This window comes from Flavobacterium sp. UBA4197, assembly GCF_002379575.1.
Taxonomy (GTDB): Bacteria; Bacteroidota; Bacteroidia; order Flavobacteriales; family Flavobacteriaceae; genus Flavobacterium; species Flavobacterium inviolabile.
The window spans coordinates 42600-66767 of sequence record NZ_DFUB01000017.1; the positions used below are offsets into that span (position 1 = coordinate 42600).

Annotated in this window: 26 protein-coding genes; 16 read left to right on the forward strand and 10 right to left on the reverse strand. The window is 40.5% G+C overall.

Annotated elements, in window-relative coordinates; all coding sequences use genetic code 11:
• Positions 1–83: 83 nt before the first annotated feature.
• Positions 84–932 (reverse strand): hypothetical protein, encoded by an 849-nt coding sequence (locus B3394_RS09660; RefSeq protein WP_273244313.1) that lies wholly within the window; start codon positions 930–932, stop codon positions 84–86.
• Between the two features lie 331 nt (positions 933–1263).
• On the opposite strand from B3394_RS09660, the gene B3394_RS09665 reads away from it, so the two are divergent.
• Complete coding sequence (locus tag B3394_RS09665) at positions 1264–2238, forward strand: helix-turn-helix domain-containing protein (RefSeq protein WP_286918093.1); 975 nt, start codon at positions 1264–1266, stop codon at positions 2236–2238.
• On the opposite strand, the gene B3394_RS09670 is transcribed toward B3394_RS09665, so the two are convergent.
• Positions 2226–4265, reverse strand: a complete 2040-nt coding sequence (locus B3394_RS09670) for a site-specific recombinase (RefSeq protein WP_286918095.1) — start codon at positions 4263–4265, stop codon at positions 2226–2228. The two genes, B3394_RS09665 and B3394_RS09670, sit on opposite strands and share 13 nt — an antisense overlap.
• Before the next feature lie 94 nt (positions 4266–4359).
• On the opposite strand from B3394_RS09670, the gene B3394_RS09675 reads away from it, so the two are divergent.
• Together B3394_RS09675 and B3394_RS09680 are read left to right on the forward strand one after the other, a co-directional pair.
• The gene (locus B3394_RS09675; RefSeq protein ID WP_177730571.1) at positions 4360–4833 is read left to right on the forward strand and encodes a CYTH domain-containing protein; all 474 of its coding nucleotides are present in this window, start codon (positions 4360–4362) and stop codon (positions 4831–4833) included.
• 9 nt (positions 4834–4842) lie between these two features.
• Positions 4843–5283, forward strand: a complete 441-nt coding sequence (locus tag B3394_RS09680) for a YciI family protein (RefSeq protein WP_286918128.1) — start codon at positions 4843–4845, stop codon at positions 5281–5283.
• Here the strand turns inward: B3394_RS09680 and B3394_RS09685 are convergent, their stop codons facing one another.
• The 6 genes from B3394_RS09685 to B3394_RS09710 form a co-directional block, all read right to left on the reverse strand.
• Positions 5284–5745: a septal ring lytic transglycosylase RlpA family protein gene (locus B3394_RS09685; RefSeq protein ID WP_177730575.1), complete on the reverse strand. Its 462-nt coding sequence runs from the start codon at positions 5743–5745 to the stop codon at positions 5284–5286. It lies immediately after the preceding gene.
• Positions 5746–5822: 77 nt separating this feature from the next.
• Positions 5823–6245: a hypothetical protein gene (locus B3394_RS09690; protein WP_273244295.1), complete on the reverse strand. Its 423-nt coding sequence runs from the start codon at positions 6243–6245 to the stop codon at positions 5823–5825.
• Between the two features lie 103 nt (positions 6246–6348).
• Entirely contained in the window at positions 6349–8541 is a 2193-nt protein-coding gene (locus B3394_RS09695) for a M12 family metallo-peptidase (RefSeq protein ID WP_286918146.1), read from the reverse strand.
• A 101-nt stretch (positions 8542–8642) separates the two neighbouring features.
• Positions 8643–9302: an aspartate kinase gene (locus B3394_RS09700; protein ID WP_177730581.1), complete on the reverse strand. Its 660-nt coding sequence runs from the start codon at positions 9300–9302 to the stop codon at positions 8643–8645.
• Positions 9303–9375: 73 nt separating this feature from the next.
• Entirely contained in the window at positions 9376–9735 is a 360-nt protein-coding gene (locus B3394_RS09705; RefSeq protein WP_177730583.1) for a YraN family protein, read from the reverse strand.
• 11 nt (positions 9736–9746) lie between these two features.
• The gene (locus B3394_RS09710; RefSeq protein WP_286918730.1) at positions 9747–10646 is read right to left on the reverse strand and encodes a S66 peptidase family protein; all 900 of its coding nucleotides are present in this window, start codon (positions 10644–10646) and stop codon (positions 9747–9749) included.
• A gap of 264 nt (positions 10647–10910) precedes the next feature.
• Between B3394_RS09710 and metG the strand changes: the two genes are divergently transcribed.
• From metG to B3394_RS09735, 5 genes are read left to right on the forward strand one after another with little or no spacing between them, the layout of a single operon-like run.
• A complete protein-coding gene (gene metG, locus B3394_RS09715) occupies positions 10911–12971 on the forward strand; it encodes a methionine--tRNA ligase (protein WP_286918176.1) in 2061 nt (686 codons plus the stop codon).
• Positions 12972–12999: 28 nt separating this feature from the next.
• Positions 13000–13686, forward strand: a complete 687-nt coding sequence (locus B3394_RS09720; protein WP_286918177.1) for an HAD family hydrolase — start codon at positions 13000–13002, stop codon at positions 13684–13686.
• Positions 13686–14312: a chloramphenicol acetyltransferase gene (locus tag B3394_RS09725; protein WP_286918179.1), complete on the forward strand. Its 627-nt coding sequence runs from the start codon at positions 13686–13688 to the stop codon at positions 14310–14312. The genes B3394_RS09720 and B3394_RS09725 overlap by 1 nt, the downstream gene beginning before the upstream one ends.
• Positions 14313–14314: 2 nt before the next feature.
• Positions 14315–14773: an NUDIX hydrolase gene (locus B3394_RS09730; protein WP_177730602.1), complete on the forward strand. Its 459-nt coding sequence runs from the start codon at positions 14315–14317 to the stop codon at positions 14771–14773.
• The gene (locus tag B3394_RS09735) at positions 14774–15676 is read left to right on the forward strand and encodes a histone deacetylase family protein (RefSeq protein ID WP_286918207.1); all 903 of its coding nucleotides are present in this window, start codon (positions 14774–14776) and stop codon (positions 15674–15676) included.
• A gap of 53 nt (positions 15677–15729) precedes the next feature.
• Here B3394_RS09735 and B3394_RS09740 read toward each other — a convergent pair whose 3' ends face one another.
• Complete coding sequence (locus B3394_RS09740) at positions 15730–16065, reverse strand: single-stranded DNA-binding protein (protein ID WP_286918209.1); 336 nt, start codon at positions 16063–16065, stop codon at positions 15730–15732.
• A gap of 86 nt (positions 16066–16151) precedes the next feature.
• Positions 16152–17918 (reverse strand): T9SS type A sorting domain-containing protein, encoded by a 1767-nt coding sequence (locus B3394_RS09745; protein ID WP_286918213.1) that lies wholly within the window; start codon positions 17916–17918, stop codon positions 16152–16154.
• A gap of 251 nt (positions 17919–18169) precedes the next feature.
• Here B3394_RS09745 and B3394_RS09750 point away from each other — a divergent pair, with 251 nt between their 5' ends.
• The 8 genes from B3394_RS09750 to B3394_RS09785 all read left to right on the forward strand — a co-directional run bounded on the left by B3394_RS09750 (position 18170) and on the right by B3394_RS09785 (position 24097).
• Positions 18170–19702: a bifunctional GNAT family N-acetyltransferase/carbon-nitrogen hydrolase family protein gene (locus tag B3394_RS09750; protein WP_177730610.1), complete on the forward strand. Its 1533-nt coding sequence runs from the start codon at positions 18170–18172 to the stop codon at positions 19700–19702.
• A gap of 5 nt (positions 19703–19707) precedes the next feature.
• Complete coding sequence (locus B3394_RS09755; protein WP_286918215.1) at positions 19708–20247, forward strand: YfiT family bacillithiol transferase; 540 nt, start codon at positions 19708–19710, stop codon at positions 20245–20247.
• A gap of 48 nt (positions 20248–20295) precedes the next feature.
• Positions 20296–20643 carry a hypothetical protein gene (locus tag B3394_RS09760; protein WP_286918216.1) on the forward strand — a complete coding sequence of 116 codons (348 nt, stop codon included), beginning with the start codon at positions 20296–20298 and terminating at the stop codon, positions 20641–20643.
• Between the two features lie 6 nt (positions 20644–20649).
• On the forward strand, positions 20650–21456 hold the full coding sequence (locus tag B3394_RS09765; RefSeq protein WP_286918218.1) for an SDR family oxidoreductase: 807 nt from the start codon (positions 20650–20652) through the stop codon (positions 21454–21456).
• Between the two features lie 79 nt (positions 21457–21535).
• Complete coding sequence (locus B3394_RS09770) at positions 21536–22135, forward strand: hypothetical protein (protein WP_286918220.1); 600 nt, start codon at positions 21536–21538, stop codon at positions 22133–22135.
• Between the two features lie 9 nt (positions 22136–22144).
• Positions 22145–23227, forward strand: coding sequence for a winged helix DNA-binding domain-containing protein (locus B3394_RS09775; protein ID WP_286918222.1), 1083 nt, complete (start codon positions 22145–22147; stop codon positions 23225–23227).
• Between the two features lie 18 nt (positions 23228–23245).
• Complete coding sequence (locus B3394_RS09780; RefSeq protein WP_286918225.1) at positions 23246–23638, forward strand: VOC family protein; 393 nt, start codon at positions 23246–23248, stop codon at positions 23636–23638.
• A 48-nt stretch (positions 23639–23686) separates the two neighbouring features.
• Complete coding sequence (locus B3394_RS09785) at positions 23687–24097, forward strand: DUF6157 family protein (RefSeq protein ID WP_246297024.1); 411 nt, start codon at positions 23687–23689, stop codon at positions 24095–24097.
• The last annotated feature ends 71 nt before the right edge of the window (positions 24098–24168 follow it).

Genomic DNA, 24168 nt, shown 5'->3' on the forward strand with positions numbered 1-24168 from the left:
AAAAGAGGCCGTTAAGCCTCTCTGATCACATAGGTTCTGTTTTATGTTTGTAGAAATGGATTTTTTTTAAATAGTTCCGGAAATCAATACAGCTTCTGTACCGATAAAAACAATTCCCGGGTATTGTCTGCCGTATTTGTATCTGTAGTGGTCGCATTACTGCTTCCTGCATAGGATTTATTGTCTACGCGAATGGCATAATATACCCTGTACCATCGTGGTTCCGGCTCCTGCATTGTAATATCAAAAGTTACCGTTTCATTATGGGTCTGGGTTAGGTAAACGCCATCGTCAAACTGCCGGTAATCACCCGGCACTAATTTTATGTTTCCATTATCGGAATCTCCGGTATGGGTAGACACTTCCGAAACCCAAATTTTAATATTGCCGGTACTCACGTTGTACAAACGGGGATTAAATGTAGTTGCGGCACCTGTTCCCGAGGAATTGGCGTTAAACTGGGCATCCAGCCTCAGCACACCGCCCAATACGGGAAGGTCAGCAAGATAGGTGCTTGCCAGGATATTCGCGCCGGCCGTACTTGCCGGAATACTACCGTGATAATAGACCAATTCGCCGATGGCAATGTCCTCATCATTTCCGCCAAAAGCAAATTTCCAGGTTACCCCGTTAAAGAGATAATATCCCGGCTTATCTACTCTCGCCGTTTTTACTGATGGTGTGTTTACCGCTTCCGTTACATATACCAGTGCTCCGGTCTGCTCAGCAAGATAGACCGCATCTTTGGCTTTTAGCTGATCACCGGTCATTCTCGGAGCAATTACGCCGTCGGCCGATGTTGCGGCATCCGGTTTTCCCACAACATCCAGAGTGGCTTTCGGAGCCGCTGTATTGATGCCTACCTGTGCAAAAATTCCAATAGAAAAAAAACTTAAAATCAAACTGCATCCCAATAACTTAACTTCCTTCATCTTTTTACGTGCTTTTTAAATATTTTATTAAAAAAGCGGGATACGACCTGGAAATCATTTTATTTTTACCTTGTCTTCTTTATCTTTACACTAATAAACACTTTACCCCAAAATAAAGTTACCCCGCTTTAATAGTACAAAGAGTTATCCCGCTTTATTGAAGTGCAAAGTTATCCCGCCAGACAAATCATTTTCAGGTCCTATCAATGAAAACCGGAAAACGGCTTATACTCTATAAAGCACTTCTAGTCAACGCCTTAATGCAGTCATTTACAGAATATGACTGATTGAAAAATAGTTGAAGTAATAACCCGGTAATAATAGAACAGTAATGACATCCTCAGGCCTTACAAAACTTCAGAAGATCGAAAAATATAAAAAAGCGTTGGTTCGTTCCTATATCATTTTAATGACCATTGTGCTTTTTATATTTGCCGGCATTTTTACCTTTTTCATTGTAGACAAAACAATGTCCTGGTATCTCTATGGCGGGCTTTTTTTCCTGCTATATTCTTATTTCATTATTGGCAAGCGGTACTCTGTTAACATACTGGTTCACTCGTATATGATCATTGCTTCCTTTTACAATTTTTACATCATGCTCGCTTTCTGGCACAACTCTGTAGCAAGTTTTGTATGGCTTATGCCAATTCCATTAGCCGCTTATGTATTTTTCTCCAGAAAATATGTTATTCTCTACAGCCTGTTTGTTCTTTTAAATATTGCTGCAGGCTATTTGATTTCCGTAAATTTTGATTTTGACTTTAAAGAACACACCCGGGAAGATGTAAAGCTTACGGATACTTTTCTTGTTATCTCTAATGTGGCAGTGATTGCCCTTCTCATCTATTACAAGGATAAAATAAGGCGGGAAGAGATTTACCATCAAATTGAAAATGTGCCGAATACGGAAATCCGAACGGGCAACGTTGCCGAAAAAGATCCGCCGTTTGCAGATGAACTGTTTGAAAAGATTGAAAGTGCCATGCAAGACCAGCAGTTTTATAAGGATGTTACTTTCAACATCTCCAAACTGTCGGCAGCATTGGGTGTAAACAACAGCTATATCTCAAAAGCAATACGCCATCACGGTTATCCCAATTTTAACAGCTATCTCAACCGGTACAGGGTTAATTGTGTGAAAAAACTATTGGTCGAAAACGATCTGGAAAAAGTAACGCTGATGTCTATTTATACCGAAGCAGGATTCTCGAATCAATCTACTTTTAACCGTGTGTTTAAGCAGCTTGAAAAAATTACGCCTTCCGATATGATCCGGCAGCTGAATAACGATTATTCTTCGTGATTTCTTTCCTTTAGCGGGAAGAAAAAGGCACCCGGATGTTTTTTAAAATGTGCCCAGATGGCTTTATTCAGCAAACGGAATTCCGAGATTGGAATATTCCGGGAACGAAACGCAAGTCCTAACGACAGTGCAAAACTTACAATAAAGTTCATAAAACCAATTATTCCGATTCCGAGGATGCTCCAGAAAATCATCCAGAAATCCACTTTAAAATCGGTTCCGTATAGTCCTAAGGCAAAGTTTCCGCTGGCAAAAGTAATGTGGCGGATATCCAGGTTTAGTCCTAAAAAGATTCCTATTGAAGCGGTACTTCCCAAAAAGACTCCAAACCATCCGTTTGAAACAATTCCCGCCCAGTTATTTTCAAACCAGGTGGCTATTTTTTTTGTTTTTTCCACACCCAGACTCAGTTTTAACAACGGGTGCTCCTGGATTCTATAATACACCTGATTGTGTTTGTTTCGATTGGAAATACTTCCCGAAATAATCCCGGAAAGGAATAAAAACACACCGGCTATCGAAGCGTGGAAGATGGCCGCAGAATATATGGGGTTTAAATCTCCCAATAGTTTAGGCCATTTTGTCGCTGCAATATTGTAATCGAAAACAAGGTCGATAAGCCATATTCCCAATAACGAAACGGGGAAAGCCATGACTACGTTACCCACAAAAGCGATAAACTGCGAACGGAATAAACGGGCAAAAAGCCGGGCAAACGAGCTGTGCTTGTCTTCGTTTCTGGACTGTTTCTTCATTCCTTTTTCTAACGACTGGATAATGGTTGCTGCCGTCATTGCCGGCTGTTTGGTTGCCAGCGTAAATCCGCAAAGGTAAATGGCGATAAAACCCAGTGAATAGTTCAAACTGTATAAAAAGGCATGTCCGAAAGCACTGGTTTCAATCTTCGAAAACAATAGTTTGATCACGCAAAGCACCCCAACAATAAAGCCGCCGCCAAGTGCCGCCTTCAGCATGCCAAAATATTCGCCGGCACTTTCCGTAATATAATGCTCGCCGGTTTTGGCCGTATGCTGCGTGATTTCATACGAAAGCAACTGTGTACTTTCGTTGAACAACTGGCCGACATTATTTTTATAGCAATTAAACTTGATGAGTTTTAATGCTAACTGAATGGTATTGTTTCTTTTGTCTTCTTCTTTATTGACCACCAATAACGGAATCAGGATTTTCATCCGGTACAGCTGCTGGCGGATTCGCAGCAAACTCTGGTTAACTTTTATCGATATTCCGTATTTGGAGCTGTTGCTAAATGCCTTGTCGACATATTCTTCACATTGTTTGTGTAAGATCAGTAATTGCTTGTAAAAATGATCATCGGATGTAATGGAATGCGCTTCATCGGTTCTTACCCTTTCTATTATCAGCAGCAATTCTTTTTCAAAAGCGGTAAACGGACTTTCAAACTGGCTGTATTCCGGCACCATCTTGATCACATCATTCTCCATCGCTCTACCGCTCATACGCTGCGGGATAATGCTCATTACCTGCAGCATTTCGGACAGTGGTGATTTTTCTTTAGCCGAAACATACATATCGTTAAAAGACAATAAATCATAAAGCTGGTACAGCTCTTCCATCGGGACTTTGTTAATCCAGACAGCATCCGAGTTCAGGTAAAACACCTGATTCAAGATGTATTGCAGTGTGTCTTTTTGCGGCTGATAGGGTAAAACCTTGGCTAACAATCGTTTTTTTACTTCAAAAACAAAATCGGAATCCTGCAATATCGCTGCATCCGAAAGCATCCGGCTGAATTTTCTTTCTTTAAAAACATGCGTCAGATAGGTTATCAGTAAGGCTCTTTTTTCGGGATTCTCCTGTAGGTAGAGCAGTAATTTCGCAATGGAAACAACGGTTTCTTTTTTTGGTTTTTTCGGTCGGAAAAGATGAACTAAATCCACCAAAAAGTGCAGATTATCTTCAGAGACATATTGTTGATTTTCAAAGTGTTTGTTAAATAACGCTTCTATGGTCAAGGCTGATTGTAGTTTATGTCTTAAATTCATACTGTTGTTTTTGGCAATTATTCTCCCGCAAAATTACAATTTGAGCGGTATTATTTTCTTAACTTGCTCCTAAATTAGGTTAATTTCTCTAAAAATGCAGGAAATAGAACGAAAGTTTTTAGTTACATCCGATGCTTTTAAAGCCGCTGCACATACCGAAAACAGGATTGTCCAGGGTTATCTGAATTCCAATCCGGAAAGAACGGTAAGGGTACGGATCAAAGGCAAAAAGGGTTATATCACGATCAAGGGCAAAGGCAATGCGTCGGGAACGACCCGGTTTGAATGGGAAACGGAGATTCCACTGGCAGAAGCCGAAAACCTTCTTCTTTTATGTGAAAAAGGAGTTATAGATAAAATCCGTTACGAGATACCGCAGGGTAATCACGTTTATGAAGTAGATGTGTTTTCCGGAGAAAACGAAGGATTGATTATTGCCGAGATTGAACTGGATTCGGAATCGGAGCATTTCGAAAAACCGGACTGGATTGGCAAAGAAGTCACGGGTGACAAAAGGTATTACAATGCTTTTTTAAGTCATCATCCGTATCAAAGCTGGTCACTTTAACCCTTGTTTATGAAATATTTTACCTCCTTATCGGCATTATTCTTTCTTTTTTCATGCGGTACTCCAAAAAACCAAACGGAAAAGAAAGCAGTGGTTTCCGGAGTTGTCCCGGAGACGTTTCGTTATAAAGACGGTGATACTACCTACACCATGCAGAAGTATTTTCTGGTTTTATTAAAAAAAGGGAAAAACAGAAATCAGCCGAAAGAAGAAACGGAAATGATCCAGAAAAATCACATGGCCCATCTTTCCTGGCTGCATGAAACCGGTAAAATAAGCCTTGCCGGTCCTATTGACAAACACAACAATATTTCCGGTATTGTCATTTTTAACACCGCTACTTTAAAAGAGGCTGACAGTCTTGCCAAACTGGATCCGGCGGTAAAAGCCGGCCGGCTGGAAGTGGAAACCATCGGATGGTGGGCTGCTAAAGGAAGTAAGCTGAAGTAATTAATCCTGGATTATTTCAATATTTACATTGACAAATCCTCTTCCCTTACCATGAGTGATTTCCATAAACGCCTTTTTGGACAAATCGATTTCACGTCCTCTGGTAAATGGTCCTCTGTCGATTACCTCAACGATAACCGCTTTTTTATTGGCAACATTTGTCACTTTAATTTTAGATCCGAACGGTAAGTTCCGGTGTGCTGCCGTATATTTTGAATTGTCAAATTTTTTACCGCTGGCTGTTCGTCTGCCATTAAACCGATCGGCATAATAGGATGCGTGAACATTTTTCTTGAAACCCTTAAGTTTAAGTCCGCCCTGAATAGCGATTGAATCTTTTTTAATGGTATCATTTGCTTTTGTTTTAGGGTCAGCCTGTACGGCAAAAACCTTACCGGTAACACTGCTAATTAGCAAAACAGAAAGCGAAACGAATACTATATATACAATTATTTTTTTCATTCTATTCAATTTTAAAGATACTTAAGTCAGCAAGAAACATGCCATTGATAAAAAAAGCCCTTACGGGCTTTCAATTATTAAAACCATAGACTCCATGGTATTCTGCTTAATATAAGAAGTAATCCTATTGCATAAAAAACGGCGATTTTTTTGAATTTTCCATTTTCGCTTTCTTCTCTTTTATGTTTTGACCATCCTACAGTGATTAAAGCAATCGCAATAATATTGATCAGCGGATGTTCCAAGGATGTTAATCGAAGGGCACTGTTACTCATTTGTCCAAGTGCTTCTTTACCTAACGGGGAAACGAAGTAAAGAATAAAACCAAAAAGTAATTGGATGTGGGAAAAAATTAATCCGAATAATGAGATTCTTCGGTCTTTTGGTTCAAAATTTCTTTTAGAATTAATCCCCATAAAAGCATTAATCACTGCAATAAATAATGCCAATAAAGCCAGGTAAGCCAAACCGGAATGGGCTTTTTGAATAATTTCGTACATAGTTTTGTTTTTGTTTTACAAACAAAGATAAGGATTTGAAAATTAAAAAAACCGTTTACCTGTGAGTGTAAACGGTTTTTAAACATTGGTGATTTTATTTTAATTAAAATTTCACAATTTTAAAATTCACTGTCTGATTATTGATAGTCATTTTAAAGAAATAAGTACCTGTTGCATAATTTGACATGTCAACTTTTGTAGTCATATCATTCAGCTTGTTCGAGTACAATAATTGTCCCTGTACGTTAAACACCTCTAAAGCGGTTATCGCATCTTTGGAAACTATAGTTACCAAACCGTTTGCAGGATTCGGATAGTAAGAGAAATCCAGATAGGTTGCTTCATCTAATCCCAATGACGGCACACAAGATGTTGTTGCTACCCAGCCGGAATCGGTTACACCCGGATCGGAAACGAATTTAAGTGTCAATGCTCCGTCTGCAGCTGTCGATTCAATTGGTGCCGGAATTGTTGTTCCGGTCAATCCTGCACCGCCCACCAATGGTGCTGCAGTAGTAGAACCGTTATAAACATACAGGAAGTCATAACCGTCTTCCAGTCTGAAGCTTGTAAAAGTGATTTTCACTTTATTATTAGCCAGATTCGGCACTAACGATCTAACAAAAGTCTGGTTGTTAGCATATTGTCCAAATACACCTCCGGTATCTGTTAACTGAATATTGTTACAGTAATCTGCACCTGTTAACAATATATAATCACGGGATAATGAGGTTGCTCCGGCAGTACAAACCGGTCTGATTCTAACTTTATAATAGGTATTCGGACTTAAGCCCTGAGCATCAAACGAATTGGTAGTAACCGTAGTCCACGTTCCCGGCGTTCCTGAAAACGGGAATACCACAATTTCCCAGGAGGTAGCCGTTCCGGAATCTGTCCATGTGATGATGGCTGATGTATTGCCAGCTCCCATAGTCGATTCTATTCCGGTAACCGTATTGATACAGGTATTGATACAGTCTGTACTCAAACAGGCTCTGGAGTTTACGTGATTTAAAATGGCCGTTGTTGGCTGCGGACCAAATCCGTTTGTAAAGCTTATTCCTACTCCATTCACCAAATGGCAGTAGCTCATAATGGTTCCTTTAACGGAAGAAGAAGGGATTGTTGGAGGGTTTGTCATACAGCTGTATCCTTCTGCTGTAGATCCCAATGCACTTGGTGCACAGTTATCAATCGCCGTGTTATTGCCATTCCACACACAGGCATGCGTATGTCTTGATCCAAGCAAGTGACCCAATTCGTGTGTTACCACCTGAACGGTCCAGGAATAAGTAGGCACTGTACTGTAGCTGAAGTTCACATCAGAATAACTGTAATTGTTAGCTGTACATATTCCGCCAATGGTTACTGCTACACCGCCTAATCCTCCCGGATCAATACCTACAAGCTGTCCTACATCGCCATCAAATACCGGTCTTACAGCATTAAATTTACCAAGATAATCCCCTGAACTGGTTCCTACTCCTTCATAAGGATCCTGTGTTGTCCAGATATAAACCGATTTCAACGCTGTTGTAATACCATCGTTATTATATAATGTCTGTACATTATTAAAAACAGAGGTCATCCAGTTTGAAGTTGTTGTTGTATTACTTCCGTTGGACTGATACAGGTTGTAATCCATTTCAAAATAAACCGTCACACATTTTGTACTAGTTGGGTTCAATGATGTAGCAGGTTCATTTTTGAATTCCCCTACTTTATCATCAGTAGCACATTCTGCATCGTTGGCAATTTTTAATTTCTGATCTTCATAGATAATGTAATCTTTCTGGTTGTTCTTTTTATCCAGTTTACCGATGGTTAGATTACTCAGTTTTGCACTGGAAACAATTCCGTTCAATTCATTCCTGAAAAAGTTAAAGGACACTAACGATTTGTCATCTCCTTTAATGATTCCGCGATAATAAACACCCGGCTGGTAGGCAATATTTTTCTTCTTATCCGTATCAATATGAAACCCTTCAGCTAATAAATCCACTTTATAAAGCTGAAGCGTTATGATTTCATCGTGATAAGGTATTTCCAATTCAATTGTTCCGTTTTTCTGGGATACAATTTCATTAACCGCTTCCGTCTTAATCTCTGCAAAAGAAGCATCACTTACCACCCGGGAAATTTCTTTACCCTGCGGTTTTTGTGACGCTGCTAATACCGAAAATTTCTTGAAGTCTGCCTTTCTCGACTGCAATTCACCCACTTTCTGGGCGACTTTATTCTGAGAAAAGACAGTTAACCCTACCATTAGGGTCAGAAAAAGGGTAATTTTTTTCATTTTAGCTAGTCTAGTTAGTATTTTTAGTCAGTCCAAATATAAAAAAATAATCAACTACTAATCAATACTAACGGTATAACCGTATGATTTTAACCTTTTAACTACATACTCTTAAGGTCTTTTATTGCTTTAAAGGCAATATCAACCTGATCGTCGCTCACGATTATAGTAAACTCGTAATTTGTTGAAACTACTTCACAGATGTTTACTCCTTCCCAGGCCAAACGCTGGAAAACATAGTAGAACAATCCGGGAACAGAAAGATTGTCTTTTGGAAGTTTAACGGTAATCGAAGCCAGATTTTCTGTTTTATGTGCCCACTTCTCTTCTGCGAAATGTTTTTCTACCAGATGATTAAGCGAATCACTTACAATAATATTGGTTTCGTTAACTCCTCTTGAAGAGGTATAAAAGATATCGGTATAGTTATTAATTTCAGCAATAAGATCCGATTGACAGCTCAGCACCTTTGGTGTAATTGCGAAATTATAATCCGTCAGTGAAGAGCGAACGGTAATTTCTCCGAGATTCTTCAGAACCTTATCTAATTTATGGTTCATTCGAAATCCGAGCTCTTCGGAAAGTCTTTTAAGGGCCATTACTACAGCACCCTGTTTAATGTTTTTACCTAATTCTTGCTCTAGTTCCGGCATCATTACCCGTGCCAGTGAAGTTAAATTAATAATGCCTTGCGACAAACCATTGAGCAAAAATGGCTTTGTTTTAATGTAATGTTCAACTACAGAGGAAATAGTTTTCATAAATATAGTGGGTTTTTAAAAATCTTGTAAAATTACAAAAAAAACAATCTGTTAAAACTTTAACAAAAATAAATTAGAAATAATAAAAAGCATCCTCATAATGTTCAATATTAAAACAACCCTCCTCTTTATGGATAGCAATAATATCAAAACGGACGTCACATTCGATATCCTCTAGGATTACATATTCGTTAACCGCTTTCAGTAAAAGCTGAATTTTTCTCGATTTTACAAATTCCTGAGGAAGACCGAAATCTAATTTAGAACGGGTCTTAACTTCAACTACTACTAAAATTGCATCTTTTTTCGCAATTATATCTATTTCTGCCTTTTGAAACTTCCAATTTTGTTCCACTATTTCATACCCTTTTTGCTTTAAAAAGGCAACCGCCATCTCTTCTCCCTGTTTTCCCAAATCATTATGCGATGCCATCTTAAAAACAATTACGGTTTGAACTCCAGCGTAATTTTATCTTTCGTAACTTCCAGATCTACGCTACTTCCCAAAATAAGTGCCCTGTTATCCTTCACATGGCCTGCCGGAAAATAAAAACAAACCGGAATTTTGTACTCTTTGGCGATCGCTAAAATAATTCCAACCTCATTCTGTCCGAACGGTATCTCATTATCATGCATATCGGTCATGCCGCCCACAACCAGTCCTTTCAATCCTTCAAAATAGCCGTTCCGCTTCAGGTTATACATCATTCTGTCCACATGATACAGGTATTCGTCCAGATCTTCAATAAACAAGATCTTGTCTTTGGTATCAATAGACGACTTAGAGCCTAACAAACTGTACAGAATAGAGAGGTTACCTCCCACTAACTGCCCGCTTGCCTTGCCTTCAATTTCATATCCCTTTGCCGGTACTTCATATTTTAGTTTTTCTCCAAAAAGTGCTTTCCGAAGCGTTTCCTTCGAAATTTCTTCTGTTCTGGGAACTGTAAACGGCATGATACCGTGTAGTGTTGCCACTTTCATATTGTGAATATGGCTGTGCAAAACCGTTACATCGCTAAATCCGATAACCCATTTCGGGTGTTTTTTAAATTTGGTAAAATCCAGGCTGTCTACAATACGCACTGTTCCATATCCGCCTCTGGCACACCAGATTGCCTTAACATCGTCGTCGTCCATCATTTCCTGAAAATCCCGGATCCGTTCCTTATCCGTTCCGCCCAACTGGCAGCTGTCAAGTCCGATGGTTCTGCCTAATTTTACTTCAAGTCCCCAAGACTTTAACAAATCAATGGCAGGCTGTGCCTCTTCCGGGAAAAACTTTCTTGCGGTACAAACAATGGCAACCGTGTCGCCTTTTTTAAGATAGGATGGTATTTTCATTCTTTTCTGCGAGTATATATCAGTCGTTGTATTTAATAATATTAAAATCAAAAAGGACTTCAAAAATACCGCTTTTGAGAATAGTTTGATAATTTTCATTTGAAATCGTTTCTAACAAATTTACTATTTTTTATGGCAATGTTTTCATTCCTTTTACAAAGGTTTTTATGCAATTTGAGCAAAAAAAACATACTAATTAGTGTCTAATAAACTATTTTTGCATTTCATTTTGAAAATACTATCAAAATCTAATTTTACGTTTTTATGATACAAAATCCAAAAAGATATACGATCACTGCCGCTTTACCTTATACTAACGGTCCGATACACATTGGCCATTTAGCTGGAGTTTATGTCCCATCCGACATTTATGCCCGCTATTTACGCCAGCAGGGTAAAGATGTTGCTTTCATTTGCGGAAGCGACGAACACGGTGTGGCTATTTCTATGAAAGCAAAAAAAGAAGGCATTACACCACAGGAAGTTATCGATAAATACAACGGAATTATTAAAAAATCGTTTGAAGATTTTGGTATTTCTTTTGACAATTATTCCAGAACCTCTGCACAGATCCATCACGATACCGCTTCAGAATTTTTCAAAAAGCTGTATCAGGACGGGAAGTTCATCGAAGAAGTTACCGAGCAGTTATTTGACGAAAAGGCACAACAGTTCCTTGCCGATCGTTTTGTTATCGGAACCTGCCCGAAATGCGGCAATGAAGAAGCATACGGTGACCAATGTGAAAAATGCGGAACATCTTTAAATGCAACCGATTTAATCAATCCGAAATCGACGATAACCGGAACTAAACCGGTTTTAAAGTCCACAAAACACTGGTTCCTGCCTTTAGACCAATACGATGCTTTTTTACGCGAATGGATCCTGACCGGACATAAAAATGACTGGAAACCAAATGTTTTCGGACAGGTAAAATCATGGCTGGACGATGGTTTAAAACCGCGTGCCGTAACCCGTGACCTGGATTGGGGAATCCCGGTTCCTGTTGAAGGTGCCGAAGGCAAAGTATTATATGTATGGTTTGATGCCCCTATCGGTTATATCTCTTCTACAAAAGAATGGGCTGCCCGTGAAGGAAAAGACTGGGAACCGTACTGGAAAGACCAGGATACAAAACTGGTACACTTTATCGGAAAAGATAATATTGTATTCCATTGTGTGATCTTCCCGGCGATGCTAAAAGCAGAAGGAAGCTATATTTTACCGGATAATGTTCCGGCAAACGAATTTTTAAATTTAGAAGGAAACAAACTTTCCACCTCCAAAAACTGGGCGGTCTGGTTACATGAATATTTAACAGACTTCCCGGAAAAACAGGATGTATTGCGTTATGCACTAACCGCTAATGCTCCGGAAACAAAAGATAACGATTTTACCTGGAAAGATTTCCAGGCGAGAAACAACAACGAACTGGTTGCTATTTTCGGAAACTTCATCAACCGTGTGGTAGTTCTGAGCAACAAATATTATGAGGGAATCATCCCGCAGCCAAATGCCTTAACAGCCGTAGACGAAGCTGTTTTAACAGAACTGAAAGCCTATCCGGCGGTTATTGCAAGTTCAATAGAACGTTACCGTTTCAGAGAAGCTTTAGGCGAATTGATGAATGTAGCCCGTTTGGGTAATAAATATTTAGCCGATGAAGAGCCCTGGAAAATTGTAAAAGAAAACCCGGAAAGAGTACAGACACAAATGTATGTTGCCCTTCAGATTGCCGCAGCATTAAGTGTTCTGGCAGAACCTTTCCTTCCGTTTACAGCAGCAAAATTAAAAGGTATCCTGAATATTGACAATACTTTCGGTTGGAATGACATCAGTACCACATCCGACTTACTTCCTGCCGGACATCAGATCGGACAGGCAGCATTATTATTCGCTAAAATTGAAGACGAAGAAATTCAGAAACAAATAGACAAGCTGGAAGCGACCAAAGTGGCCAATAAAGCCGAAAATAAAATCGTTACGCCTCAAAAAGAAGTCGCTACTTTCGACGATTTCGCAAAACTTGACCTTAGAGTCGGGACAATCGTTGCCGCCGAAAAAATGCCGAAAGCCAACAAGCTTTTAGTACTTAAAGTAGATACCGGAATAGACATTCGCACTATTGTTTCCGGCATTGCAGAACATTTTACACCGGAAGAAGTTATTGGAAAACAAGTTACCGTTCTGGCTAATTTAGCGCCAAGAGCTTTAAGAGGTGTAGAAAGTGAAGGAATGATTTTAATGACTGAAAATGCCGAAGGAAAACTGGTTTTTGTCAATCCGGATGCAGAAGGCGTTAAAAACGGCGAAACAATCAACTAATTATTAACCATTTTAAACGCCATTCCTTATGTCTTTAAAAGTTATTGCCTTTGATGCCGATGATACACTTTGGGTAAACGAACCTTATTTTGAAGAGACCGAAAAAAAATTCTGCGAGTTAATGCAGGATTATTTGTCACACCAGGGCTTATCGCAGGAATTATTTAAAATCGAAATTGAAAACCTGCCGTTATACGGTTATGGCATTAAAGGATATATCCTTTCCATGATTGAAGCGGCTTTAAAAATATCGAACAATACGATTAACGTTGCCATTATTGAAAGAATAATCCAACTGGGAAAAGAACTTTTAGAAAAACCGATTGAATTACTGGACGGCGTTGAAGAAACGCTGGAAGCTTTAAAAGGAAAATACCGTTTGGTAGTAGCAACCAAAGGTGATTTAAAAGACCAGCACCGAAAACTTCACGATTCCGGCCTCGGGCATTATTTCCACCATATTGAAGTTATGTCGGACAAACAGGAAATCGATTACCAGAAACTGGTAACCCGTCTGGATTTGAAACCGGAAGAATTCTTTATGATCGGAAATTCCCTGAAATCGGATGTACTGCCGGTTTTAGGAATTGGCGGCCATGCCGTTCATGTTCCTTTTCATACCACCTGGGCACACGAACGGATTGATCACAAAATAGAACATCCGAATTTCAGAACAATCGAAAAATTAACGGATATACTGCCGATACTATTATAGTGAAGAAACAATTGGATATCGCTAACTGGAACCGAAAAGAGCACTTTGATTTTTTTAGAAAATTTGAAGAGCCTTTTTTCGGACTTACCGCAACGGTTGACTGTACCAAAGCCTACAGCACGGCAAAAAGCCTGGGTATTTCTTTCTTTACCTATTATTTACACAAAACACTGGCAGCGGTAAATGCTGTCGAAGCTTTTCGCTACCGGATAGACGGTGACCATGTGGTTGTGTACGACCGCATCGATGCTTCTTCTACGATTTTCAGAGAGGACAGCAGTTTTGGTTTCTCTTATATTGAGTACCACGAAGATATTAATACTTTTGCCGTCATAGCACAAAACGAGATCGAACGCGTTCGCAATACTTCCGGTCTTTTTACCCGGGAATTCAACAGCGACAATCTGATTCATTTCTCCTCTGTGCCATGGGTCAATTTCACCTCATTATCCCATGCCAGGAGTTTTACTTTAGCCGATAGCTGTCCGAAAATATCCTATGGCAAAATGACCACCACAAACGGTGTAATGGAGATGGCCATTTCCGTTCACGTTCACCACGGGCTGGCAGACGGTTATCACGTTGGCTTATTCCTTGAAAAATTGCAGCAATTATTAAACGAATAAAGATGAAAAAGATAGCTGTTTTTGTTATTCTGAAACACAATGACGAATTGCTCCTGCTCAAAAGATTTAAAGAACCTTTTAAGGATCACTATACTCCCGTGGGCGGAAAACTGGAACCTTATGAGATTCCGCATGAAACCGCCATCAGGGAAACATTTGAAGAAACCGGAATACAATTAAGCACCATCACCTTTATGGGAACCCTGTTTGAAGTTTCTCCGGTAGATTATAACTGGATCAGCTTTGTTTACGTTGCCGATATTCCGTATCAGCCTGCTCCGGTTTCCAATGAAGGAATACTGGAATGGATTCCTAAAGACAATTTAGGTACCCTAAAAACTCCGGAAACAGACGCGCATATATACCAGAAAATTTTCGAGGGTAAAAACTTTGCCTACAGTGCTAAATATGATGAAAACCTTGTACTGTTAAGCCTTACAGACGAGCTTAATCCGCTATAGATGTTTCCCATTGCTTTCCATCCCATTTACAGGCATCCGCTTCCTGAAGGACACCGCTTTCCAATGCTCAAATATGAGTTATTGCCGCAACAGTTACTCCATGAAGGAACGGTAACGGCAGCCGCTTTTTTTGAACCCGGTTTACCCGACATGGAACACATTACCGCCGTACATAAAAAGGAATATGTTGATGCCTTAACCGCACTAACGCTGGATCCGAGAGCTGTCCGCAAAATCGGTTTTCCGTTAACTGCCGAATTGGTTGAAAGAGAATTGCGTTTGGCACAGGGAACCATTTTAGGCGCCGAAAAAGCCTTACAGACCGGTATTGCCTTCAATATTGCCGGCGGCACACATCATGCGTATTCTGACAGAGGGGAAGCCTTTTGTCTGTTAAACGACCAGGCTATCGGTGCCCGATACCTCATCCGTAAAAAACTGGCTAAAAAAATCCTTATTGTCGACCTGGATGTACATCAGGGAAACGGAACTGCCGAAATTTTTCAGAACGACAATGCTGTTTTTACTTTTTCCATACATGGAAAATCCAATTATCCGTTTAAAAAAGAAATTTCCGATCTGGACATTGCCCTTCCGGATCACACGGATGACGAGGCTTATTTAGCCATTCTTACCCGAACCTTACCGCAATTGATCCACGAACAAAAACCGGATTTTATTTTCTACCTCAGCGGTGTTGATATTTTAGCATCAGACAAGTTAGGCAAACTGGGCTGCTCTGTAGCTGCCTGCAAAAGACGGGATGAATTGGTCTTGCAACTATGCCGGACACACGGTATTCCGGTACAATGCAGTATGGGTGGCGGCTATTCTCCCGACATTAAGACCATCATCGAGGCGCATGCCAATACCTACAGGGTTGCTGCCAATCTTTACTCATAAACTATTTAAAAAAAACAAAAGCTTATCCGAAGACAAGCTTTTGTGTTGGTAAGTTACCTGCCTCCTAAAAGCAGCAGTTCATTGGCAACGACTTCTGTTGTATAGCGTTTGTTGCCGTCTTTGTCTTCCCAGACTTTATGAACCAGCTTTCCTTCAACAGCAATTTCCTTTCCTTTTTCAACAAATTTCTCGATAATTTCTGCCGCTTTCCCCCAGGCTACCACGGTATGCCACTGGGTATCGGTGACCTTATCTCCTTTGTCGTTATAATAAACTTCATTCGTGGCAATGGCTAACTTTGCCAGTTTTTTTCCTTCGCCTAAGTTTCTGATTTCGGGATCACTCCCTACATTACCGATTAACTGTACTTTGTTTCTTAATGCATTCATGGCTTATAAAATTAATGGTTCGACTTAAATCTGATCTCTTTTTTGCATTAACACTGCTGCACCACTTATAAAGAAGCGGGCAGTTATTATTGGTTATTTTTGATGAATTTTGAATGCTGTTTTACATTTCCTTTAGCATCCTCTATACGCAGGAAATAAACTCCTCCGGCTAATTTTGAAACGTCTATTCCTTTTTCCATTACTGTTTGTTTTTCCGTTTTGCTGATTTTTCTGCCGTTAAAATCAAATATGGAGAATTGCAGCTGGTCGTCCAATGTTTCAATACCTTTTACAAACAGGGATTCCGTCGCCGGGTTGGGATATACCGAAAAAGCGGTTTTATCAAAATCCTCGCTACCTGCTGTAACCACATCTCTTTTCGCAATATAAAGTCGGTTTTTCTGCTCAGCAGCTATCGGGAGGTTGTTTAACTGAAAATCTATAGACAGGTCGGAAACAACAGAAAAATTATCAGCCGTCGAATTCAGTACTTTCAGATCGCGCACGCCATTTGACTCACAAGGATAAATTTCACAGGATTGTACCACTCCCTGTTTACTGTATTTTGCCAGCAAAAGATAGAACTGATTGCTAAGATTGTAAACAAAGTTCGGCGCTAAATTCAAATATTTATAGAAGCTTCCGCCCACATATACATTATCCTGGGCATCGATATGTAATTTTGATAACCTTGAAAGGCTCAGTCCTGTAGTTGGAGCCTGATCGGAGGATATCCCTGCTCTTCGGGCCCAAACCAAACTTCCGGCAGTATTATATTTTACCAGAAAACCACCGTAATTACCAGGGAATTGCAAAATAGTACCATCAAAATTTGCGGAAGAATTATACACCCTTCCAGCCAAATAAACATCATTGGCAGCATCTACAGCAAGATCCTCCACCTTGGAATCGGCACCGCCGCTTGTAGCAGCAGTTTTTGCCCAGGCTACTGCTCCGGTATTGTCATATCGTACAAAAAACAAATTGGAATTTGAACTGCTTGTTCTGTTTAAGGTGATACTGCCAAAGGTTACCGATCTGGAAAAGAACTCTCCGGCAATATAAACATTCCCGTTATTATCAACAGTCATTGTTCTGATCTGCGCTCCAATCCTGTCGGCCGAAATACTGGTGTATGGTCCTGTATAACGGGAGGAAGAAACCCATTGAAGCGCTCCGTTACTCGCATCAAATCTCGCTACCAGGTTTTTATCCATGCCTGCTATTGTTGGCGAATAATTAGCTACCGGTAAGGTTACCCCATCAAAAGACAACTGATCATAGCCATAATTTGCGGCAAAATACAATTTATCGTTTTTATACTTTACATAACCGTTTCCTACATATTGATCAAATACTTTGGACCAGACCAATGTTCCCGATAATGTATATTTTGCAATAAAGGTTTTTGTTGCATACGGATCCAGATTTTCTAAAACGGTACCTCCGCCTAAATCCATGGTTCCGTTAAAAACACCGGCAATATAATAATGGGCATCACCATCATAATCAACAGACGTAATGATCTCAAGGCGGGATCCCCCGAAATGCTTTACATTCAGGAATGTTCCGTTTTCATCAAATTTTGCAATAAATGCATCACCAACAGTAGCAGTACCAGCCGGCAAACTCGTGTTTTGCAAAGTGGTTCCCTGTATAGAAGTGGTAGCGCCATTAAAGCTACCCACCATAAAATAGTTGTTGTCTTTATCAACAAAACTCAACGGTTTACTGTCAATTATCGATGTGTTTTCGACCTTGATATTCCAAAGCCATTCACTCTGATTCAGTGCCTGACCGTACATGTCAAGAGCACTAATGCAAACCATTGCAAAAAGTAATTTTAATCTCATATCTGTGTTTTTATCATTATTTTGCCTAAAATAATAAAATTACAATAAATAATACAAGGTAAATTAGGATTATACGCAAACCAATTAGTTTTCGAATCCAAACTTCAAAAGAACCACAAAGAGTTATACTGCAAAATTGCACTGCAGCCGGATCTTTATCCGACATTTAACCGTTTACTTTCGATTATAAATAATTGTAAGCGTTTGTAAGCAGTTGGTATTTTTTGTAACTTTCTGAAAAAACAAACCCCATGCAAAAGGCAATCAATAAAGTCGAATTACGAAATTTAAAGATTGAAGACTATAAAGAACTCCGGAATTCCATGATGGAAGCCTATAGTGAGCTCGAAGAAGCTTACTGGGAAGAACACCAGATAGAACGTTTGCTGGAGATATTTCCCGACGGTCAGCTGGTCATACTGGCAGACGGCAAAGTTGTGGGCTCTGCCTTATCCTTAATTATGGATTACCGGAAAGCCAGTGCCAATCATACCTATGAAAAAATCACCGGAAACTATACTTTTTCCACTCACGATCCCTTTGGTGATGTTCTTTATGGTATTGATGTATTTATCCATCCCGATTACCGCGGACTCCGGTTGGGCAGAAGACTATACGATGCCCGTAAAGAGATCTGCGAACAGCTGAATTTACAGTCCATTATTTTTGCCGGCCGTATTCCCAAATATGCCGAACATTCCAAAGCATTGACCCCAAAACAATATATCGAAAAGGTAAGGGTAAAAGAACTGCACGACCCGGTTTTATCTTTTCAGCTCAGTAATGATTTCCACGTGATCAAGGTGATGAAAAATTACCTGGAAGGCGATGTCAGCTCACAGGAATATGCCGTGTTACTGGAATGGAACAACATCTATTATGAAAAAAACCAACAGCTTATCAACACCCGTAAAAGTGTGATCCGGCTGGGATTGATTCAATGGCAGATGCGTCCGTTAAACAACCTGGAAGCTTTATTTGAACAAGCCGAATTTTTTATTGATGCGGTTTCCGGTTATGCCAGCGATTTCGCGATGTTTCCGGAACTTTTCATCGCTCCGCTAATGGCCGACTACAACCATCTTTCGGAAGCCGATGCCATTCGGGAACTCGCCCGTTACAGCGAGCCGATCCGTAAAAAATTCCAGGAATTTGCCATTTCCTACAACATCAACATCATTACCGGAAGCATGCCGCTGTTAGAAAACGGAAACCTGTACAATGTTGGTTTCCTTTGCAAAAGAGACGGAACGTCCGAAATGTATTCCAAGATACACATCACGCCGAACGAAGTGTTTTACTGGGGAATGAAAGGCGGTTCCCAGATCAAGACCTTTGATACCGATTGCGGTAAAATAGGCATCATGATCTGCTATGACGTGGAATTCCCGGAATTGTCCCGACTGCTGGCCGATGAAGGGATGGATATCCTGTTTGTCCCGTTTCTTACCGATACCCAAAACGGTTATACCCGGGTACGGAACTGTGCACAGGCACGGGCTATTGAAAACGAATGCTATGTGGCTATTGCCGGTTGCGTAGGCAACCTGCCGAAAGTAAACAATATGGACATTCAGTTTGCACAGGCTGCTGTATTTACCCCTTCCGACTTTGCTTTTCCGACTAATGGGATCAAAGCGGAAGCCACACCCAATACCGAAATGACGCTAATTGTGGATGTGGATGTCGATTTACTGAAAGAACTGCACGAACACGGAAGTGTCCGAACCATGAAAGACCGTAGAAAAGATTTATACCAGATTAAAAGACTAAAAACAAACTAAGGTTTATGGAATTAGAACAATTAAGATATCCTGTCGGAAAATTTATTGTCCCGACAGAAATAGACCGGCAGCACATCCAATCGTGGAAAGCAACAATCCAATCGCTTCCACAGGAACTAAACGCCTTGGTAAAAGACCTCAGCGTTACCGAACGGAACTGGATTTACAGACCCGATGGCTGGAGCATCAAACAGGTTATCCATCACCTCGCCGACAGCCACATGAACAGCTTTATCCGCTTTAAATTAACCCTAACCGAAAACGTACCGGAAGTCCGTCCTTATGAAGAACACAAATGGGCTCTTACTGCAGACGGGCAGGATGACGACATCAGTGCTTCCCTGCAGATCATAACCGGCGTACACAACCGCTGGTTTTATCTGTTGGATACCTTAACCGAAGAAGATCTGGCTTTGTTGTATTTCCATCCGCAGCACCAGCGCCTTTATTCGCTGAAAGAAGCGATCGGGATTTACGACTGGCATTCCAGACATCATCTGGCACACATCAAACAAGCCCTGCATCATAAAGGAAATTTCGAATAAAATACCTGCACTCTTAAAAACCGTATACGCCAACCAAAATCAGTTATCATGAAAAAATGCCTTGAATGTGAAGAGAGAATTGTAGGCCGGGAAGACAAAAAATTCTGCAGTGACGGATGCCGCAATGCCTACAATAACAAAAAGAATAAAGATGTTACCAACCTGATGCGCAATATTAACAACAAGCTGCGCAGGAATTACCGGATTTTGTCGGCTTTAAATACCGACGGAAAATCAAAAACCACCCGAACCAAACTTTTGAGCAAAGGATTTGATTTTGAATTTTTTACCGGCATTTTAAACACTAAAACAGGAAATACCTATTATTTTTTATACAATCAGGGTTATATGGCTTTAGAAAACGATTACTTTGTATTGGTAAAAAAAGACCCCTGATTCAGTATGACAACACCAATAGCAATTTTAGGATGCGGATGGCTCGGCCTTCCGTTAGCGAAAGCATTAATCAATCAGCATTACCCTGTTAACGGCTCTACAACATCCGAAAACAAGCTTTCCCTTTTAGCCGAAAACCGGATTCATCCTTTTTTAGTCAGTCTGCATGAAGAAGCAACAAAGGGCGATATAACCGCTTTTCTTAACGGTCCTGAAATACTGATTATTGATATCCCGCCAAAATTGAGAGGAGATAATCCGGAAAATTTCACCGCAAAAATCCGGAATCTTATTCCTCATATCGAAACGGCAACAGTAAAGCAGGTCCTGTTTATCAGTTCTACTTCCGTATATGCCGATGATAATTCGGAAGTGTCCGAAGCCACCATTCCGCAGCCGGATACCGAAAGCGGCAGGCAGCTTCTGGAAGCAGAACGGCTTTTACAGCAAAACAGCCATTTCCAGACAACCGTTCTCCGCTTTGGAGGATTGATCGGCAGCGACAGGCATCCCGTTAAATTTTTAGCCGGCAGGGAAAATATCGAAAATCCAGAAAGCCCGATTAATTTTATTCATCAAACGGACTGCATCGGAATCATTTTAACAATAATCGAACAGCGTCAATGGGGCACCACTTTTAATGCCGTGGCACCGGTACATCCAGGCCGGGAAGCCTATTATACGCAAAAAGCAGCGGCATTAGCCCTGGCAGTTCCGAAATTCAACCATCGGAAACCTTCCGTTGGAAAGCGAATCAATACCGATAAACTCACCACCGTTTTGCAGTATACTTTTAAAGTTTTGGATTTTTAATCATAATTAATTCTAACTTTATACTTTACAAAACCGGAATATCAGAACCAACATAAAAAATTTTACGCTACCCAGTATTATGAAAAAACTATTGCTTTATCTTCCTTTACTCTTTTTAATTGTATCCTGTACAAAAGATTTTGACGATTATGCGCCAATACAGGAAACACCCAATGCATCCCGTGAACTGTTGATGTTACGGGTGGATTTTGAAACGAACCAGTTTAAAGGCGGAAAACTATTCCATTTTGAAGGTGTTCCAATGACTCCAACAATTCCGCTAACGGAAACCTATCTTCCGCCAAGTGATTTTGGTAATTATAAATTAGCATTCACGCCAACCGGTGAAGTTATCTTTAACGGGCCTGTTACCTGGATGGGGACTTCTTCAGAAATAGCTACACCCGATTATAGCGCACCGGAAACGTATTCTGTTTTACCAACAAATAGCGCTGCCGATTTGGCCACTGCCCAGTATTTTACTCCAACAGCCGATATTATTGCATCGGAAGGTTATACCAGTTTCAACTATGAAACCATCTGGAATGCGGTCAGCAACCTGGAAATTGTCCATCAGTTCACTGCCGAAAATGCAAAAGTCGGCTTTATGCTCTACACACCGGGATTAGGTGTTTTTCAGCCACAACATGCCGACTGGTTTATCATTTTGTATAAATAAGATACGTGTATGACCTTAACGAACATTGCCAACATCCGCCTGGCTAATCAGCTTTTAATCCGGAACAAAGCCGGCAGTATTTCCGAAATCGCCACCTATATGGGGGCACTTCAGGCACAGGACTATGCGATGTCAAAATGGGCATTGGGAATCCGGCATGCAAATGCTACCGAATCGCTTGTTGAAGCAGCCATGGATAATGGCGAAATTATCCGTACGCATGTAATGCGCCCGACCTGGCATACTGTTGCGGCGTCCGATATTTACTGGATCCTTGAACTTTCGGCAAACCGGATAAAGTCGTCTATGACCAGCGGCCTGAAAGAACTGGAACTTGATCAAACCGTCCTTTCCAAATGTTATTCCGTTATGGAAAAAGCCTTAAGAGATCACAATCATCTGACCCGGGAAGAACTGGTTTCAGAACTGGAAAAGCATAACATCGCCACCAATGACAGCCGTTCGTCTTACATACTGATGCATGCCGAATTGAGCGGTATCCTTGGCAGCGGAAAGACAAAAAATAAAAAATCCACCTATGCATTTCTTCCGGAATGGGTTCCTCAAAAAAACATCCTGCCCCGGGAAGAAGCTCTGGCAAAACTGGCCCGGAAATATTTTACCAGCCATGGTCCGGCAACAATTCTGGATTTCCACTGGTGGTGCGGCCTGTCTTTAACCGAAACCAAAAAAGCACTGGAATTGGTCCAATCCGATTTTATTTCAGAAACGATCGGTACGGAAACCTACTGGTTTTCCCCGGCTCTTGTTTTTCCGGAAAAAGAAAGCAATTCCGTTCAGCTGCTGCCGGCATTTGATGAATTTCTGATCAGCTACAAGGACCGGACAGCAACCCTGACGATGGATCATCACAAAAAAGCAATTACCCGAAACGGTATTTTTCACCCGGTAATCGTTAGTAACGGAAAAGCTGTCGGAATATGGAAACGGTCTTTAAAAAAGAATGCCGTGACAATCGATATTTATCCGTTTGAACCTTTTTCTGCCGATTTCAAAAAAATTATTGAACACGAAATCGGGAAACTGGGTACTTTTCTGGACAAAGCCCCGGAAACAATTTACCATTCCTAAACCCTACGAATCTATTTTATGAAACAGCATATTGCTCATATTACCTTAATGGTAAACGACTATGAAGAAACCATCGCTTTCTATACCGGACAATTAAACTTTTCCCTTTTGGAAAACATTCATGGCGAAGACGGAAGACGCTGGGTAACGCTGGCTCCGAAAGGATCTGCTGGCAGTGCTTTTGTTTTGATGAAAGCCGAAAATCCGGAAGAAAAAAGAAGCGTTGGCAACCAGACCGGAGGAAAAGTTGCCTTCTTTTTAAAAACAGATGATATCGCGCGCGATTTCGAAAATTTCACCAACAATAAGGTAACGATCATAAGAGGTATCGTGGAAGAACCCTGGGGGAAAGTTGCCATTTTTGCCGATCTGTACGGTAATCTCTGGGATTTGATAGAACCGGTATCTTAATTTGGCACCGTCAGCTGTCGCTTTTGTTCAACCTTAAATTTATTGCCAATGAAATCGACTAATTATTACAATACTTTTATTGCTGTTGCGGCAGATTGTCCGGCAAAAACCGCCGAAATCCCGCCTTTAAAAAAAACGGGCAAATCAATAGCGGTTATCCAGTTTGAAACCCTTATTGAAAATCCGTACCGGTTTACTTCCGATACCGTTTTATTCAACATTTATGCCGCTAAAAACAATATTCAAAAAGAAGATTCAGAACAGGAAAGAGAGCATTATTTTTCAAAAGGACAGGCTTGTTTTCGCTGCTCTCCGCTTCCCAAAAGATACGGTTGGGGCGTTCATTGCAATGAAGAAGGAAAGATGGCTATTTACGGAATAGAAACCGAAGCCTATCAAAAACTGGCTGCCGACGATAGTCTGCACCATACCAAAGCAATGTGTTCCGGTAAAAAATAATCCCTTATATTTTATCTGCTTTATTAAAAATAGTTTCCTGCTTTTGAGCAGTGCTCCAAAATATTATAACC

What these genes read in the sequence shown, in the direction of transcription:
- B3394_RS09660 (WP_273244313.1), bottom strand. Translation starts at nt 932, where the DNA reads ATGAAGGAAGTTAAGTTATTGGGATGCAGTTTGATTTTAAGTTTTTTT.
- B3394_RS09665 (WP_286918093.1), top strand. Translation starts at nt 1,264, where the DNA reads ATGACATCCTCAGGCCTTACAAAACTTCAGAAGATCGAAAAATATAAA.
- B3394_RS09670 (WP_286918095.1), bottom strand. Translation starts at nt 4,265, where the DNA reads ATGAATTTAAGACATAAACTACAATCAGCCTTGACCATAGAAGCGTTA.
- B3394_RS09675 (WP_177730571.1), top strand. Translation starts at nt 4,360, where the DNA reads ATGCAGGAAATAGAACGAAAGTTTTTAGTTACATCCGATGCTTTTAAA.
- B3394_RS09680 (WP_286918128.1), top strand. Translation starts at nt 4,843, where the DNA reads ATGAAATATTTTACCTCCTTATCGGCATTATTCTTTCTTTTTTCATGC.
- B3394_RS09685 (WP_177730575.1), bottom strand. Translation starts at nt 5,745, where the DNA reads ATGAAAAAAATAATTGTATATATAGTATTCGTTTCGCTTTCTGTTTTG.
- B3394_RS09690 (WP_273244295.1), bottom strand. Translation starts at nt 6,245, where the DNA reads ATGTACGAAATTATTCAAAAAGCCCATTCCGGTTTGGCTTACCTGGCT.
- B3394_RS09695 (WP_286918146.1), bottom strand. Translation starts at nt 8,541, where the DNA reads ATGAAAAAAATTACCCTTTTTCTGACCCTAATGGTAGGGTTAACTGTC.
- B3394_RS09700 (WP_177730581.1), bottom strand. Translation starts at nt 9,302, where the DNA reads ATGAAAACTATTTCCTCTGTAGTTGAACATTACATTAAAACAAAGCCA.
- B3394_RS09705 (WP_177730583.1), bottom strand. Translation starts at nt 9,735, where the DNA reads ATGGCATCGCATAATGATTTGGGAAAACAGGGAGAAGAGATGGCGGTT.
- B3394_RS09710 (WP_286918730.1), bottom strand. Translation starts at nt 10,646, where the DNA reads ATGAAAATACCATCCTATCTTAAAAAAGGCGACACGGTTGCCATTGTT.
- metG (WP_286918176.1), top strand. Translation starts at nt 10,911, where the DNA reads ATGATACAAAATCCAAAAAGATATACGATCACTGCCGCTTTACCTTAT.
- B3394_RS09720 (WP_286918177.1), top strand. Translation starts at nt 13,000, where the DNA reads ATGTCTTTAAAAGTTATTGCCTTTGATGCCGATGATACACTTTGGGTA.
- B3394_RS09730 (WP_177730602.1), top strand. Translation starts at nt 14,315, where the DNA reads ATGAAAAAGATAGCTGTTTTTGTTATTCTGAAACACAATGACGAATTG.
- B3394_RS09735 (WP_286918207.1), top strand. Translation starts at nt 14,774, where the DNA reads ATGTTTCCCATTGCTTTCCATCCCATTTACAGGCATCCGCTTCCTGAA.
- B3394_RS09740 (WP_286918209.1), bottom strand. Translation starts at nt 16,065, where the DNA reads ATGAATGCATTAAGAAACAAAGTACAGTTAATCGGTAATGTAGGGAGT.
- B3394_RS09745 (WP_286918213.1), bottom strand. Translation starts at nt 17,918, where the DNA reads ATGAGATTAAAATTACTTTTTGCAATGGTTTGCATTAGTGCTCTTGAC.
- B3394_RS09750 (WP_177730610.1), top strand. Translation starts at nt 18,170, where the DNA reads ATGCAAAAGGCAATCAATAAAGTCGAATTACGAAATTTAAAGATTGAA.
- B3394_RS09755 (WP_286918215.1), top strand. Translation starts at nt 19,708, where the DNA reads ATGGAATTAGAACAATTAAGATATCCTGTCGGAAAATTTATTGTCCCG.
- B3394_RS09760 (WP_286918216.1), top strand. Translation starts at nt 20,296, where the DNA reads ATGAAAAAATGCCTTGAATGTGAAGAGAGAATTGTAGGCCGGGAAGAC.
- B3394_RS09765 (WP_286918218.1), top strand. Translation starts at nt 20,650, where the DNA reads ATGACAACACCAATAGCAATTTTAGGATGCGGATGGCTCGGCCTTCCG.
- B3394_RS09770 (WP_286918220.1), top strand. Translation starts at nt 21,536, where the DNA reads ATGAAAAAACTATTGCTTTATCTTCCTTTACTCTTTTTAATTGTATCC.
- B3394_RS09775 (WP_286918222.1), top strand. Translation starts at nt 22,145, where the DNA reads ATGACCTTAACGAACATTGCCAACATCCGCCTGGCTAATCAGCTTTTA.
- B3394_RS09780 (WP_286918225.1), top strand. Translation starts at nt 23,246, where the DNA reads ATGAAACAGCATATTGCTCATATTACCTTAATGGTAAACGACTATGAA.
- B3394_RS09785 (WP_246297024.1), top strand. Translation starts at nt 23,687, where the DNA reads ATGAAATCGACTAATTATTACAATACTTTTATTGCTGTTGCGGCAGAT.